This is a genomic window from Anaeromyxobacter sp. Fw109-5 (genome assembly GCF_000017505.1).
GTDB lineage: Bacteria > Myxococcota > Myxococcia > Myxococcales > Anaeromyxobacteraceae > Anaeromyxobacter.
Genome location: NC_009675.1, coordinates 4,967,928 through 4,982,864 on the forward strand (window position 1 = coordinate 4,967,928; position 14,937 = coordinate 4,982,864).

Below are 14,937 nucleotides of genomic sequence, written 5' to 3' on the forward strand. Positions count from 1 at the left end.
CGGCGCTCGGCGCGCGCGAGCGTCTCGCTCTGAAGCGCCTTCCGAGGTGCGTCGGTCACACCGGCACGGTGTAGCAGAGCGCCGTTCCCTCCAGCGCCACCACCCCGTCGCCTCGGGTCACCGTGGTCTTGAGCTCGGTGATGGGCTTGTCCTCCCGCACCTTCACCACCTCGACCGCGCCTGTGATGGTGTCACCGGGTCGCGCCGGCGCCTTGAAGCTCCAGTCCACGTGCAGGAACACCGTGCCCGGGCCGGGCAGGTCCTCGGCCACCACCGCGTTCAGGATCGCGCTCGTCACCCCGCCCTGCACGATGATCTCGCCGAAGCGCGAGGCGCGCGCGGCGGCCTCGTCGTAGTGGAGCGGGTTGCGATCTCCGCTCAGGTCGGTGAAGCGGCGGATGTCCTCCGCCTCGACCCGCCGGCTGCGCTCGGCTCGCTGCCCCACGCGCGGCGTCCCCTTCGGCCACACTGCGTTCCCCGTCGACATGTGCTCCTCCTCTCCCGATCCCCTCGAGTTCACCTGACCAGCTCCGGCACCGACGCGACGCCCGCGCGCCGCGAGGTCGCGACCTCGGGCGCCGGCAGCTCGTCGAGCGTGCCGATCAGCTCCACCTCGGTCGCCATCTCGCGCGCGAACCGCTTGTGCAGCTCCTTCGCCTCGTCGAGGTCCCACTCGTACGAGGCGATGCGATCGGTGGCCTCGAACAGCCCCACCGACACCGCGTCGCGCGCCGCCTGGTAGCCGGCGAGCGCGTCGTCGGTGCCGCGCACCACCGCGCGCGCGAGCAGCTCGGCGTCCCGCAGCGCGTCGGTGATCCCGTGCGCGGTGATGGGATCCTTGAAGTAGCCGGCGTCGCCGACGAGCGCCCAGCCCGGTCCCCACGCGCGGCGCATGAACCCCGGCGTCCCGGGGAACGGCTGGAGCTTCCCGTCGAGCCGGGCGCCCGCGAGCGCCGCCGCGAGGTCGGGCGCCGCCTCGGTCAGGACCTGCCGGTACAGCGCGTCGACGCCGCCGGGGAGCGCCTCCAGGAGCCGCGGCGGCGGGACCGCGACGAAGACGCAGGTGCGATCGTCGCTCGTCGGGATCGCGCCGACGCTCACGCCAGGCCGGTAGTGCCAGTGGTAGCCCTCCACCTCGAGGCCGGACCAGTAGCCGTAGACGACGCCGCTGGCGTGCCGCCCTTCGCGCTCGGTCGGCGCGCCCACGAGCCGGGCGACCCTCGAGCGCAGGCCGTCGGCGCCGATCACGATCGGCGCCGCCACGCGGGCGCGGCTCCCGTCGATCCCCTCGAGCTCGGCGCCCACGACGCGCCCGGACTCGCCGCGGACGAGCCCGGCGAGCGCGGTGCCGTGGACCACCTGCGCCCCAGCGGCACGCGCCGCCTCCACGAGGATGGGATCGAGGAGGGTCCGGCGCGGGGCGTAGAGCGCGTCCACCCCGTCACGCGGCTTGATCGCGACCGCGAGCGCCTCGTCCGCGTAGTGGAACGTGGCGGCGCGGATCGCTGGCGTCCCGGTGGCCTCCAGCCGGTCGACGAGCCCCCAGCGCGCGAGCTGGAGCACGCCGCCGCGCATGAGGGCGTGGGTCGAGATCGTGTCGCTCCCCTCGCGGTCGCGGTCCACCGCGAGGACGCGCAGCCCGGCGCGGGCGAGCAGCATCGCCGTCGAGGCGCCGGCGCAGCGCGCTCCGATCACGAGGGCGTCGTACTCGGACCGCAAGGGGGTGGAGCTGGAGCTCATGGTCGTTCCTCCGCGGCTCATGCCGCCCGCCTGTCGAGGCGCGCGGCGAGGTGGTCGACGACGGCGGCGGCGTCCGCTCCGACGCCGTCGAGGAAGCTCGACTTGCGCCGCCGAAGGAACTGCAGCCCGAGCACGTAGAGCCCGGGCGATGGGGTGATCCCGCCCGCGTGGCGGATCTCGCCGCGCGCGTCGAGCACGGGCACGCGGAGCCACGGGTAGCTGCGGCGGTAGCCGGTGGCCCACAGCACGGTCCGTATCCCCTCCGCGCGCAGCGCGAGGGAGCCGGGGGCTCGCGGGGGCGCGACGGGGCGCAGCGGCTCCGCCGGCGGCACCGCCTCGCCCAGGCTGACGTTGGCGACGTGATCGTCGATCCGCCCGAGGAGCCGCACGAGACGCCGCTCGGCGGAGGCGATCGTCTCGGCGAGGTCCCCGGAGAGGAGCACGCGGCCGCCCTCGATCCCGGTGACCCGCCCCACGAGCCGCACGCCCGCGTCGCGGAGCACGCCCAGGTCGAGCGTCCGATGGTCCGGGCGGCCCACGAGCTGGAGCGAGGGCTGGCGCCGCGCCACCTCGAGGTCGCCGACGGCGTCCGTCCCCTCGTCGAGGAACCCGGTGGCGTCGAGCCAGGCCATCACGTCGCGCCCGCGGTAGCGTCGAGGCAGCCGGACGTGCCGACCCACCGCGAGCGTCACCGGCCGGCCGGAGCGGTGGAGCTCGTCCGCGAGCTGGAGGCCGGTCGCGGACGCGCCGACCACGAGCACGCCGCCGGGCGGCAGGGCGTCGGCGTTCCGGTACCGCGTGGGGACGAGCTGGACGACGTCGCCGGGGAGCTCCGAGGCGAGCGCCGGGACGTGCGGCGTGTCGCAGTGACCCGTCGCGACGATGACGCTCCCGGCCCGCCACGCGCCGGCATCCGTGGTGACGCGGTAGCCGTCGTCCTCGCGCTCCAGCGCGCGGACCGTGACGCCCTCCTCGACCGGCGCCACGAACGAGCGCGCGTACGCCTCGAGGTAGCCGATCACCTCGCGCCGCGACATGAACCCGTCCGGATCCGGCCCGCGGTACGAGAAGCCCGGGAGCCGCGACTGCCAGCGGGGCGTGAGCAGCCGCAGCGACTCCCACCGCTCCGAGCGCCAGCGCTCGGCGACCCGGCCGCGCTCCAGCACCACGTGAGCCACCCCGCGCGCCTGGAGGCAGCGGCTCGCCGCGAGCCCGGCCTGCCCCCCTCCGATGACGACCACGTCCGTGCGCCTCATGACCGCTCTCCCCGCGTGGCGAGCGGCCGCCGGCCCGCGCCCGTGCGCCCGGCCGGCGGCCCCGAGCCGCGCGTCACGCCTCGTTCACCGAGACCTCGACCGGAACGCCGTTCGTCAGCACGTCGTAGACCGCGGAGCGGGCCCTCGACTGCGCCACGATCTCCCGGAGCTTCTCCTCCGGCGCGTCGCCCTTGATCTTGAAGCTCACGCGGAGCTGCCGGTAACCGTTCCGGACCTCGTTCGAGATCCCGAGGATGCCGCGCAGGTCGATGTCGCCCTCCACCGTCGACTCGACCTCGTAGAGCGTCACGCCGCGCGCGGCGGCGACGTTCCCGATGCCGGCGGTGAGGCAGGCCGCGATCGCGTGGAGCAGGAACTCGACCGGCGTCGGTCCCTGGTCGCGCCCGACGAGGACCGCCGGGTGATCGGCGTCGAGCTCGAACGCGCGCGCGTGCTGGTGCTCGCCGCCCGCCCCGTGGAACCCCTCGATGCGGGTCCGGCTGTGCGTGCCCTGCTGCCAGCGGTTCGTCGCCCGGAACTGGAACTGCGCGAGCTCCGGCTGCGCCTTCACCGCGCCGATGGTCGCGAACAGCGTGGGGGTGTCGACGCCGTTCATCGGCGTGGGCGTGCGGCTCGGCTTGCTCGGCCTGGTGTCGGTCTGCATCGTCGCGCTGGTCTCCATCGTCGTCTCCGTCGCCCTGGGGACCGGTCATCGGTCCCGCGTCGGTGGGCGACGGCGGCTATCGCAGTCGGCGTGCCAGCCGGACGCGCGCGGGAGATCGCTGCGGACACGGACTCTCCCTGCGCCGCTCCCCGCCAGGGACGCGACGAGAGCTCGTCGCGGGACGAGGACTCGTCGCTCCGCTCGACCCGGGGATCGCCGGAGTGCGCGCCGCCGCGCGCTCGCTATGTTCCGCTCGCGCGAGAGGCACGGCAGCGGAGCGAGACATGCAGCCCTCCGAGGTCACCGCAGAGCGACGCATCGACGAGGAGCTCGCCCTCCGCGCCGTCGTGGAGGGGACCGCCTCTGAGACCGGGCAGGAGTTCTACCGGGCGCTCGTCAGGAACCTGGCCCAGGCGCTCGACACCTACGGCGCCTGGCTCACCGAGTACGACGAGCAGCGGGATCGGCTCCGCGCCCTCGCGTTCTGGTTCGGGGGGCAGTGGATGGAGGGCTTCGAGTACGGCATCGCCGGGACCCCCTGCGAGACCGCGGTGCGAGAGCGGCGCGTCGTCCACGTCCCCGATCGCGTCATCGAGCTCTACCCCAGCGACGAGGTGAGGTTCCCTCGCTCCGGCGTGGTCAGCTACCTCGGCGTCCCCCTGCTCGGCGCGGATCAGCGCGTGCTCGGGCACCTGGCGGTGGTGGACATCCGCCCCATCCCTGCCGAGAAGCGGCTCCTCACGCTGTTCGGGATCTTCGCGAACCGCGCGGTCGCCGAGGTCCGCCGCGTCCGCGTGGAGGCGGAGCTGCGCGAGCGCCAGGAGAAGCTCTCCGGCCTCATCGGCAGCGCCATGGACGCGATCGTCGAGTTCGACGGCGACTTCCGCATCACCCTCCTGAACGCCGCCGCCGAGAAGACGTTCGGCTGCATCGCCGTGGAGCGCCGGGGCCGCCCGGCGGAGGAGCTGCTCGGCGCGGCGGCGACGGCCAAGCTGAGGGCGCTCAGCGGCGAGCTCGAGCGGCGCGCGGGAGGTGAGCGCTCGCTCTGGATCCCCGACGGGCTGGTGGCCGAGCCGCCTGGACGCAAGCCCTTCCCCGCGGAGGCGACGCTCTCCCGCTTCGAGGTCCGGGGCCGGCCGTTCTTCACGCTCATCCTGAGGAACGTGGACGAGCGGGTCGAGGCCGAGCGGCGGATCCGCGCGCTCACCGCCCACGCCGATTACCTGCGCGAGGAGCTCGCGGCGGAGCACGGGTTCCACGAGATCCTGGGGCGCAGCCCGGCCCTGCGCCGGGCGCTCCAGGACGTGACGCAGGTGGCGGCGACGGAGGCGACGGTGCTCCTCGTCGGGGAGACGGGCACCGGCAAGGAGCTGTTCGCCCGCGCGATCCACGACCGGAGCGCGCGCCGCGCGCGGCCGCTCGTGAAGGTGAACTGCGCGGCCATCCCGGCGACCCTCATCGAGAGCGAGTTCTTCGGGCACGAGCGCGGCGCCTTCACCGGCGCGACCCAGCGGCGCGATGGCCGGTTCGCGCTCGCCGACGGCGGCACCATCTTCCTCGACGAGATCGGCGAGCTCCCGCTGGAGCTGCAGGGCAAGCTGCTGCGGGTCCTGCAGGAGGGCGAGTTCGAGCCGGTCGGCGCCTCGCGCACGCGAAGGGTGGACGTGCGCGTGGTCGCGGCGACGAACCGCGATCTCCAGCGGGCGGCGCGCGAGGGCACGTTCCGCCAGGACCTCTACTACCGGCTCAGCGTCTTCCCGATCCAGCTCCCGCCGCTGCGGGAGCGCGGCGACGACGTCGTCCTGCTCGCCGCCGCGATGGCCGAGAAGCTCGCGCCCGGTCTCGGGCGAAGGGTCGCCCCGCCGGACGCCGCGGACGCCGCGGCGCTCCGGTCGTATCCGTGGCCGGGGAACGTCCGGGAGCTGCGCAACGTGGTCGAGCGGGCGATCATCACCTCCACCGACGGGCGTTTGAACCTGCACCGGTGCCTGCCCGCGCCAGCGGTCGCGCCCGCGAGCGAGCCGGCGCCGGCCACGCGGGGCGACCCGGAGGTCCTGACCGACCGGCGCCTGCGGGAGCTCGAGCGCGACAACCTGCTCGCCGCCCTCGAGCGGACGCGCTGGAGGGTCGGCGGCAAGGACGGCGCCGCGGCCCTGCTGAGCGTGAGCCCGTCCACGTTGAAGTCGCGCATGAAGGCGCTCGGGATCGCGCGGCCCGCCGCGGGCGCCGGCGCGGGCGCCGCGCTCGGCGATCTCGCCCATCGCTGAACGTCTCCGTCCCGGAGCCGGCCGGCGAGGGGACGAGCCCGCGAGCCGTCGGTCCGCGCGATCGCGGCTACCGCGGCTAGTGATACGTCTCCGGCCGATCCAGCTCGAGCGCCTCGACCGCGAAGCGCGCGTACGGCCGCGTACGGCCGCCGACGTGCCAGCTCGCCTCGAGGAGGACCGGCACGCGCAGGCCGTCGACCTCGTGGTACTCGCTGCACTCCGCGGTCCACGGGGTGAGCACCGGCTGGCCGTCGACCTGGCGATGGCGAGCGGCGGTGATGCGCGACGGCAGCCCGTTCGCGTCGAAGTGGAACGTCGCGGCGACCTCCCTCCCCCGGACGCGCAGGATGGCTCGCGCGCTCGTGTCGTCCACCGGCGTCCAGCGGACGTAGCGCGCGTCGAGCAGGGCGGTCGGGAACCACACCATCTCGCCGAGCAGCCGCTGGAGGGCGGCCTCGTCGATCTCGCGCCCGCGGGCGGCCGCGAGCCTGAAGCTCGAGGCGAGCAGGACGCGCAGCTCGCCCTCGCCCGACACGGACCGGTCGCGCGCGTCGATCCACAGCCCGGGCCCGGTGCGGACGCGGCCCCACCAGACGAAGCCGGGGGGATCGCTCGCGAAGTACTCCTCGCCGCGGATCGCGAGCCAGGGCCTGTCGAGGCGCGGGCGGAACGTCCCCCCGTGGCGGAGCCGGGCGGCGCGGACGGGCGTGTGCCGCGCGGCTCCCGAAGCTTCCGCGTAGCGGCGCACCGGCGGCGGCAGCGCCTCGAGCCCGGCGCGTCGCTGCGGCCCGCCGCTCTCCGAGCTCCACAGCTGGCGCGCCTCCCCGGCGACCCGCCGCTGGAAGCGCCTCGCCTGCACCGCGATCGCCAGCCCCACGCCTCCCGCGGCCAGCGCGGCGATCCCCATCGACCTGCGGATCATGGCGAGCCCCCCTCCTCGCGGCGCATGGTCCCCGATCGCCCGGTCCACCGCACGGTGGCCTTCGGGAGTGGTCCGTCGCGCGGAACCTGCCCGGAGCGCGGCACCTCCCGCCCGGAGGGAGACGCCCCGACTCGTCAGGGCCGCCCGGCGCGCCCGCGGATCACCTGCCAGGCGTACACCGGCAGCCCCAGCAGGAGCAGCACGAACCCCCAGAGCACCGTCTCGGGCCCGGAGCCGGCGACGGCCACCACCGAGAAGGCGAAGGCGAGGGAGGCCAGCGCGATCGGTCCCGCGATCCGCCCGCGCGGCTCGCCCCGGCTGGCGAGGAGGATCACGAGCGCCACCGCCGAGAACGCGTACGGCAGCAGCGTCGAGAGCGTGGCGAGGAGCACGACGAACGAGAACACGGCGACTGCGCTCCGCGTGCCGACGGCGTTCTCCGCGACGAGCAGGGTCACGAGGACGGCGGACACGGCGATCGCGAACGTCGGCGCGCCGAACCCGTTCTGACGCGCGAAGGCGCGAGGGAAGAGGCCGTCGCGCGCCGCCGCCATGGGGACCTGCCCCATGAGCAGCGTGTAGCCGTTCAGCGTCCCCAGGCACGAGGCGACCGCGCCGAGCGTGACGAGCATCCCCGCCCACGATCCCCACAGGGCCGTCGCGGCGGTCGCGAATGGCGCGCCGTCCCGGGCGAGCGCCTCGCGCGGGACCACGCCCAGCACCACCACGGTCCCGGCCACGTAGACGATCGAGGCGAGGACGGTGCCGAGCACGGTCGCCCGCGGGATCGTCACGGAAGGTCGATCGACGTCGTCGCCGGGCACGGTGGCCGACTCGAGCCCCAGGAACGCCCACAGCGTGAGCGCCATGGTCGCGGCGAGCGCGTGCGGCCAGGGCTGTCCGCTCGGGTTCACGGGGAGGAAATGCGCCCCGCGTATGGCGGGCAGACCGAGCAGGCCGACCGCCAGGAGCGGCAGGAGCTTCAGCCCGGTCATGACGAGCTGGAAGCGGCCGGCGCTGGCGACGCCGCGCCAGTTGACGCCCACCGTGAGCCACGTGAGCGCGACCGCCAGCCCGCCCTGCGCGAGGGGCCTCCCCGCGAGCCCGGGGACGATGGCCCCGAGGTAGCTCACCGCGGCGACCGCGATGGCGGCGTTCCCCGCCCACAGGCCGATCCAGTACCCCCAGGCGATCCAGTAGGCGGCGAAGTCGCCGAACGCCGCGCGCACGTACACGTACGGCCCTCCCGCCGCACCGCCCACGAGGCGCGCGAGGCGCGCGAACACGAGCGCGAGGAGGAGCGCGCCGACGGAGGTCCCGATCCAGCCGCCGATGGACAGCGCGCCGAACGGCGCGAGCGCCGCGGGGAGGAGGAAGATCCCCGAGCCGATCATGTTCCCGACCACGAGCGCGGTGCAGGTGAGGACGCCGATCTTGCGGCGCGGCGGCGCGCCGGCGGGCGGAGGCGAGGCGGCGGAGCGGTGCGGCGTGGCCATCGGGCCGCGCATCCTAGCGCGTCCGGGCGCTCGTGAGGCCGGTGCGCCTCCTCTCCGCTCAGGGAGGCGTCGCGGGCGAGCGCCTCACCACCGACCCGAGCCGCGCCAGCGCGTCGGAGAGCGCGTCGGGGGCCACCGCGGTGAAGCACAGCCGCACCCAGCTCTCGAAGCCCCGGCCGCACGCGGGCCCCGGCGTGAGGAGCACGCCCGCGTCGAGGCAACGCTCGAGGAAGCCGTCGAGCCGCTCTCCCGGCGCGAACGAGGGCGCCGCGTCGAAGAACAGGAACGTGCCCGCCTCCGGCGGCGAGCCGCCCACGGCGGCGGCCGCGGCGCGCCCGGCGGCGGCGTAGGAGGCACGCGTCTCCTCCAGCCAGGCGTCGCCCGACTCGAGCGCCCGCGCGGCCGCGAGCTGCATCGGGCGTGCGGCGCAGTAGCTCTCGTGGAACTGGACGGCGCGCACCGCTCGCATCGCCTCGGCCGGGCCGTGGGTGTAGCCGATCCGCGCGCCGGCCAGCGCGTGACTCTTCGAGAGCGTGTGCGTGACGACGACGCGCCCGGCGAGCTCCGGCCGGCGCCACAGCGGCCGGTGCAGGCCCTCGTACACCAGCTCCTCGTACGCCTCGTCGGCGATCACCCACAGATCGTGGCGGCGCGCCACCGTCGAGATCGCGTCCGCGGCCGCCTCCGGGAGGAGCCGGCCCGAGGGGTTGTTCGGCGCGTTCACGTAGATCGCCGCCGTCCGCGGCCCGACGGCCTGCTCGAGCGCGGCCTCGGCGTCGAAGGCGCGGTCGTCGAGCCGCGTGAAGAAGGGGACCTCGACCGGAGTGCAGCCGCGGGAGATGGCGATGCCGCGGATGAGCGGCCAGAACGGCGACGGGAGGACGAGCTCGTCGCCCGGAGCGAGGAGCGCGTGCAGGACGACGGCGAGCCCGGTGGTCGCGCCGGGCATGACCTGCAGGCAGGCCGGATCGATCTCGGCGCCGTGGCGCGATGCGAGCCGGCGCCGGATCGCCTCGAGCAGCCCGGGCTCGCCCTGCACCGGCGCGTAGCCGTGGAGGCGCGGGGTGTCGGCGGAGCGCTGCGCCTCGGCGCGGGCGGCGGGGAGCGGCTCGCGCCAGGTGTCCCCGACGTGGAGCGGGTAGATCGGACCGGGCCGCGAGCGGGCGCGCTCCACGAGCGCGCTGTAGACGTCGTGCGTCAGGCCGGCGGCGGTCGGGGCGACGCGGGGATGGCGCGGCATCGGGCTCCTCGGGCGGGGGTCCCTACCCATACAACGGCCGCACGTCCGGGGCAGGCCCGTGCGCCCGGGGCCCGCTAGCCACTGCTCTGCCCCGAGCGTCCCTCCCGGCTTGCACGCCCCGGGGCTCCGGCCGATCATCCGCCGCGCATGGGAATGGGCCGCCTCGAGCTCCTCGTCGTCCTCCTCGCCGCGCTCGCGGCCGTCGGCGTCGCGTGGTGGGCGAGGAGCGGCCGCTGGCGCCAGCGCCGGCTGCTCCCCATCACCCTCGCCGTGCTCGCGGCGCACGTGCTGCTCGCGCGTCGCCTGGGCTGGGGCGAGCTGCTCGTGGTGGCGGTGATCCTGGTCCCGCTCCTCCTGCTGCCGGTGGGGCTGGCCGGCGGGGACCGCTCGCGCTGAAAGGCGAGCGAGTGCGGGCCGACGCGAGCGCGCCCGGCGCCGCCGTGGGCGGGCCGGGCGCGCATCAGGACTGGCCTCGGACTGCTACTGGGCGTAGGCGCAGATCACCCAGACGCTCCCCGCGTACTGCTGCCCGTTGCGCTTGAACTCGCCGATCCAGGTCCGGCCGTCGACGTCCGGATAGGAGCCCTGCAGCACGCCGGGCAGCACCGCCCGCGCTCCGCCGCTGATGGCCTTCTTGCCGCTCGGGCACACGGCGGTGACCGCCTGTACGCCGGTGCCGGCCGTGATCGTCCTGGCATCGGTGAGCCGCTCGAACCCGGACACGCCGCTCGGGCCTTCCGGCCCCGCCTCGCCCGGCGGGCCCGCGGGGCCCATGGGACCGATCTGACCGGGCTGCCCCGGCTCGCCCTGCGGGCCCGTCATTCCGCTCGGCCCGATCGGCCCGATCGGCCCCTGGGGCCCGGTCTCGCCGCGCTCACCCTGCGGTCCGGCGGGACCGGCTTCGCCGCGTGGTCCCTGCGGGCCGGCAGCACCGGCAGGCCCAGCGGGACCGGGAGGACCGGCGGGACCCTGCGCCCCCTCGGCGCCGATCGTCACGTCCATCGACGCGCTCGCGTTTCCCGGCGCGCGAACGACCACGACCCGGTACGTCCCCGCCTGCAGGTCGTCCGGCAGCGCAGCGACGATGTCCGTCGGCGAGTGGCTCTGCACGGTGAGGACGGCCTTGCCGACGACGACCGTGGCGGGCTGGGAGCCGAAGCCCTGGCCGTGGACGAACAGCACGCCGCCGGCGAGATCGGCGTCGGCGCGGGTGATCTCGATCTTGCCCTGCTGCGCGAGCGCGGCTTGCGCGAAGAGCGCGAGCGCGAGAGCCGTGAACGTCTTCATGGTGAACCCCTCTCCGGCGCCAATCACCACCGGTGACTGACACTTTGGGATGATCGCGAGAGGCTCCGCCACGTCCCCGTTGGGCTTGTAAACGCTGCGCCTTCACGCAGCCACCTCGCGCACCTGCGGCGCGAACGAGCGCGCGCATGCGCGCCCACACCGGCATTCACCCTTCGTCAACAGGAGTCCCCGGCGCGTGCCCGGGCGCGAACCCGCCGAGAAGTCCGATCAATCTCGACCCCCTCGGCCCCCGGGCGCGGGGGTGACCACGCAGCAGACGATCCGGGCGCGGCCGAGGACGCGCGTGAGTCGAGGGCGACCTCGCTCGCCAGTCATCCCGGTCTCGTCGACCCCGCGACCATTGGCCGCTGCGATCGGGACGAGCCGCGCTCGACCTCGACCTCGACGACCCCGACCCCGATCCCGACCGCCGTCCCGACCTCGGCGCGAAGTCGAGGGACGACCTCGGCTATGTTCCTCTCAGGAGGTGTGGATGGCGGGACAGGGCTCCACCGGAAACGTGATCGCGGCGCTGGCGAGCTTCTTCATCCCCGGGCTCGGACAGCTCATCCAGGGCCGGCCGCTCCTCGCGCTGGTGATGTTCGTGCTCGCGGGCCTGCTCTGGCTCGTGCTCCTCGGCTGGATCGTCCACCTGTGGTCGATCATCGACGCGGCCCGCTTCAGGCCGCGCCGCTGATCCCTCGCGCGGCTCCGGTCACGCCTCGGCGGGCGCGCCGCCCACGGTGCGCAGCGCGCCGCGGAACTGCTGGATGAGGCGCATCACCTCGTCGGCCAGATCGACCGACTGCCCCCGGTCGTCCGCCTGGCGGAGGATCACGGCCACCCGGTCGAGCGCCTCGGCGAGCTCCTCCAGCGCCGGCGGCACCCGGATGATGCGCCCCGCCTCGCGGAACCGCACGAGCTCGAGCTCGATGATCTGGGCGAGGAGGCGGGGCTCGCGGATCTGGATCATGTCGAGAGAAAGCTGGCAGCGGCGCCCGGCCCCGCAACCGGTCGCTTCGGGGGCCTGCGACGGGGCGTGACGACCGCCTTCGGTGCAGCCCGGCGACCGGGAGCCCGCTCGAGGGGGACAGCCCCTTCCGTGCACGGAATGCGTCCCCGAGCGTGCCGGTTTTCCTGTCGATGGGGGTCATCCCGCTCTGGCGATCGCTCACCGGGCGCGTGGTCCTGGTGGTGCTCGCGTGGCTCGTCCCGTTCGTGGCGATCTCGGTCGGCGCGGGAGTGGTCGTGTACCGGGACCGCATCGCCGCAGAGCGAGGCGCCAACCTGGAGCTCGCTCGCGCCGCATCGAGCGCGTTCGAGGGCTTCGTGCGCGACGTGCTGCGGCAGGAGCAGTTCGTCGGCGACGCGATCGCGACGCGCCGCCTCGAGCCGGACCTCGTGACCTTCCTGCTGACCCGCGCCGACGCGGAGTACGACTCCATCCGGGACTTCTCGTGGCTCGATCCGGAAGGACGGGTCCTCGCCTCCAGCGACGCCCGCCTGCTCGGGCAGTCCATCGCCGACCGCGAGTACCACCGTCGCATCCTGCAGGGCGCCGAGTTCGCCGTGAGCGACGCGATCGCCACGGGACCGGACGGCGGGCGGACCGTCGCGATCGCCCGCGCCGTCCGCGACGAGGGCGAGCTCACGGGAGTCGTGCTCGCCACGGTGGACGCGTCGCGCCTCGGCGAGCTCGCCCTCACCTTCGAGCGGCTCGGACGCGCCGGCATCGCCCTCGCCGATCGCACCGGCGCGATCGTCTACCGCCGCACCGGCGCGGGGGGCCCCGCCGGCGGAGCGCCGGACGTCGGCGCGGTGGCGCGGGCGCTTCGCGGCGAGGAGGTCGCCCGCGCGGGGCGGGGCACCGACGCGATCACCGCGGCCGTCCCGGTCGAGCTCGTCGGGTGGGCGGCCATCGCGAGCCGCTCGTACTCCGACGCCGCGGGCTCCTTCCGGCAGGCGATGGCGCGCGCCGCCGCGGCGAGCGCCGCCGCGGCCGCGCTCGCCGTGCTCGTCTCGTTCGTCGTGACCCGCCGCATCGCCCGCGCGCTCCAGCGGCTCCAGAGCCGCGTGCAGGCGCTCGGGCGCGGCGAGACGGCCGGCGCGCCGTTGCAGGGCCCCGCCGAGATCGTCCGGCTGGGGAGCGCCTTCGACGAGATGGCCGGCAAGCTCGTCGCGGCGAACGCCTCCCTCGAGCTGCACGAGCGGCTGTTCGAGACCTCCCCGGATCCGATGGTCGTCCTCGACCGCGCGCTGCGCCTGCGCGCCGTGAACCCCGCCTACGCCGCGATGCGCGGTCTCTCCACGGGCGATCTGCTCGGGCGCCCGCTCGTCGAGGTGGTCGGGGTGGACGCCTTCGAGGCCATGGCGCCGCGCGCCGAGCGCGCCTTCGCCGGCGAGTCCGTCCAGTACGAGCTCTGGACCGACCTGCCCGCCGGTCGGCGCTGCCTCGAGGCGATCTATCACCCGGTGCGGGAGCGCGAGAGGCTCGAGCACGTCGGCGTGCGCTTCCGCGACGTCACCGGCCGCCGGCACGCGGAGGCCGCGGCCTCGCAGTCGCTGTCGTTCGCCGAGGCGGAGCGCCGCCGGTTCGAGGCGGTGTTCCGGGAGGCGCCGGCCGGCATCGTCATCTTCGACGGGCGCGACCTGCGCGCCAAGTGGTCCAACCGGACCTTCCTGTCGTTCCTGGACGCGCCCTTCGCCCAGCTCGGCATCGCGGGCCTGCGCATCGACGAGTTCGTGCCGCACGCCCGCGAGGCGGGCCTCGTGGACGTGGTCCGCCGCGTGGGCGCCACGGGCATCCCGGCCGACACGCCCGAGTACCGGCACGAGGGCTTCGCCCGAGGCGCCGCGTGGTGGCGCTGGTCGGTGCGCGCGATCCCGGGCGAGGTCGGCAGCGACGTCCTCCTCCTCGTGACGGAGGTCACCGAGCAGGTCGAGGCGCGCAAGGTCGCCGAGGACGAGCGGCTCCGGCTGGAGACGATCCTCCGGACGTTCCCCGTGGGCGTCATCCTCACCGGCCCCGAGGGCCGCGCCGGCATCGTGAACGATCACGCCCGCCAGATCTGGGGCGGCGACGGCGCCCTCGACGCGTACCGGGGCGCGTGGGCGGCCACCGGCATCCCGCTCGCCCCGGAAGACTGGGCGCTCCAGCGCGCGCTGCGCCGCGGCGAGGTCTCGACGGGCGAGCTCATCGACATCGAGCGCTTCGACGGCGGGCGCGCCACGATCCTGAACAACGCGGCGCCGATCCGCGACGCCTTCGGCCGGATCACCGGGGCGGTCGCCGCCTTCCAGGACGTCACCGACACGCGGCGCGCCCAGCGCGAGGCGGAGGACGCGGTCCACCATCGCGACGAGGTGCTCGCCATCGTCTCGCACGACCTGCGCACCCCGCTCAGCGCGATCATCATGGGCGCGCGCGTGCTCGGGGGCGGCGCCGCGGAGGACCCGGAGCGCGTGCGCGCCACGGCGACGCGCATCGCGAGCTCCGGCGAGCGGATGAACCGGCTCATCGGCGACCTGCTCGACCTCGCCAGCCTCGAGCGTGGCCGGCTCTCCATGCGACGGTCGGCGCACGCCCCCTCGACGCTCGCGCGCGAGGCGGCGGACGTGATCCGCCCGGCGGCGGAGGCCAAGGGGCTGGACGTGCGCTGGCGCGCCGCCGACGACCTGCCGCTCGTCCCGTGCGACCACGACAGGATCCTGCAGGTCCTCGGCAACCTCACCTCGAACGCGGTGAAGGCCACGGCCTCTGGGCACGTGGCGATCGGCGCGAGCGCGCGCGGCGACCAGGTGCTCTTCGAGGTCCAGGACACCGGGCCGGGCATCCCGTCGGAGGAGCTGCCGCACGTGTTCGACCGGTTCCGCCGCGGCCGCTCGGCGGCCTACGCCGGGACGGGCCTGGGCCTCGCCATCGCCCGCGCCCTCGTGGAGGCGCACGGGGGACGGATCTGGGCCGAGAGCACGCCCGGGCTGGGAACCGTCGTGCGCTTCTCCCTGCCGGTCGTCGAATCCCCGGCGTCGGAGCGCGCCGCCGGCGCCGCGTGACGGCGCCCGTCG

General features: G+C 75.3%; 13 protein-coding genes. 4 read left to right on the top strand and 9 right to left on the bottom strand.

The features are described from left to right. Positions 1 to 55: 55 nt before the first annotated feature. From ANAE109_RS21755 to ANAE109_RS21770, 4 genes are all read right to left on the bottom strand, one after another. Complete coding sequence (locus tag ANAE109_RS21755) at positions 56 to 487, bottom strand: MaoC family dehydratase (RefSeq protein ID WP_012099059.1); 432 nt, start codon at positions 485 to 487, stop codon at positions 56 to 58. Positions 488 to 516: 29 nt separating this feature from the next. Further along, complete coding sequence (locus tag ANAE109_RS21760; RefSeq protein ID WP_012099060.1) at positions 517 to 1,740, bottom strand: NAD(P)/FAD-dependent oxidoreductase; 1,224 nt, start codon at positions 1,738 to 1,740, stop codon at positions 517 to 519. Between the two features lie 17 nt (positions 1,741 to 1,757). Next, entirely contained in the window at positions 1,758 to 2,996 is a 1,239-nt protein-coding gene (locus tag ANAE109_RS21765; protein WP_012099061.1) for an NAD(P)/FAD-dependent oxidoreductase, read from the bottom strand. Between the two features lie 73 nt (positions 2,997 to 3,069). Continuing rightward, on the bottom strand, positions 3,070 to 3,678 hold the full coding sequence (locus ANAE109_RS21770) for an OsmC family protein (RefSeq protein ID WP_012099062.1): 609 nt from the start codon (positions 3,676 to 3,678) through the stop codon (positions 3,070 to 3,072). A 266-nt stretch (positions 3,679 to 3,944) separates the two neighbouring features. Between ANAE109_RS21770 and ANAE109_RS26035 the strand changes: the two genes are divergently transcribed. Continuing rightward, positions 3,945 to 5,927: a sigma 54-interacting transcriptional regulator gene (locus ANAE109_RS26035; protein ID WP_012099063.1), complete on the top strand. Its 1,983-nt coding sequence runs from the start codon at positions 3,945 to 3,947 to the stop codon at positions 5,925 to 5,927. A 76-nt stretch (positions 5,928 to 6,003) separates the two neighbouring features. Here ANAE109_RS26035 and ANAE109_RS21780 read toward each other — a convergent pair whose 3' ends face one another. The 3 genes from ANAE109_RS21780 to ANAE109_RS21790 form a co-directional block, all read right to left on the bottom strand. Beyond that, positions 6,004 to 6,849: a DUF6544 family protein gene (locus ANAE109_RS21780; protein ID WP_012099064.1), complete on the bottom strand. Its 846-nt coding sequence runs from the start codon at positions 6,847 to 6,849 to the stop codon at positions 6,004 to 6,006. A 134-nt stretch (positions 6,850 to 6,983) separates the two neighbouring features. Further along, positions 6,984 to 8,345, bottom strand: a complete 1,362-nt coding sequence (locus ANAE109_RS21785) for an amino acid permease (protein ID WP_012099066.1) — start codon at positions 8,343 to 8,345, stop codon at positions 6,984 to 6,986. Between the two features lie 58 nt (positions 8,346 to 8,403). Further along, positions 8,404 to 9,585 carry a pyridoxal phosphate-dependent aminotransferase gene (locus ANAE109_RS21790; protein ID WP_012099067.1) on the bottom strand — a complete coding sequence of 394 codons (1,182 nt, stop codon included), beginning with the start codon at positions 9,583 to 9,585 and terminating at the stop codon, positions 8,404 to 8,406. Positions 9,586 to 9,732: 147 nt separating this feature from the next. Between ANAE109_RS21790 and ANAE109_RS21795 the strand changes: the two genes are divergently transcribed. Continuing rightward, on the top strand, positions 9,733 to 9,981 hold the full coding sequence (locus ANAE109_RS21795) for a hypothetical protein (protein ID WP_012099068.1): 249 nt from the start codon (positions 9,733 to 9,735) through the stop codon (positions 9,979 to 9,981). 84 nt (positions 9,982 to 10,065) lie between these two features. On the opposite strand, the gene ANAE109_RS23830 is transcribed toward ANAE109_RS21795, so the two are convergent. After that, positions 10,066 to 10,872 (bottom strand): IPT/TIG domain-containing protein, encoded by an 807-nt coding sequence (locus ANAE109_RS23830; RefSeq protein ID WP_012099069.1) that lies wholly within the window; start codon positions 10,870 to 10,872, stop codon positions 10,066 to 10,068. 493 nt (positions 10,873 to 11,365) lie between these two features. On the opposite strand from ANAE109_RS23830, the gene ANAE109_RS21805 reads away from it, so the two are divergent. Further along, positions 11,366 to 11,569: a hypothetical protein gene (locus ANAE109_RS21805; protein ID WP_041448615.1), complete on the top strand. Its 204-nt coding sequence runs from the start codon at positions 11,366 to 11,368 to the stop codon at positions 11,567 to 11,569. Between the two features lie 18 nt (positions 11,570 to 11,587). On the opposite strand, the gene ANAE109_RS21810 is transcribed toward ANAE109_RS21805, so the two are convergent. Further along, on the bottom strand, positions 11,588 to 11,845 hold the full coding sequence (locus ANAE109_RS21810; protein ID WP_041448616.1) for a hypothetical protein: 258 nt from the start codon (positions 11,843 to 11,845) through the stop codon (positions 11,588 to 11,590). A gap of 152 nt (positions 11,846 to 11,997) precedes the next feature. Between ANAE109_RS21810 and ANAE109_RS21815 the strand changes: the two genes are divergently transcribed. Then, a complete protein-coding gene (locus tag ANAE109_RS21815; RefSeq protein WP_143828042.1) occupies positions 11,998 to 14,925 on the top strand; it encodes an ATP-binding protein in 2,928 nt (975 codons plus the stop codon). Positions 14,926 to 14,937 lie beyond the last annotated feature (12 nt).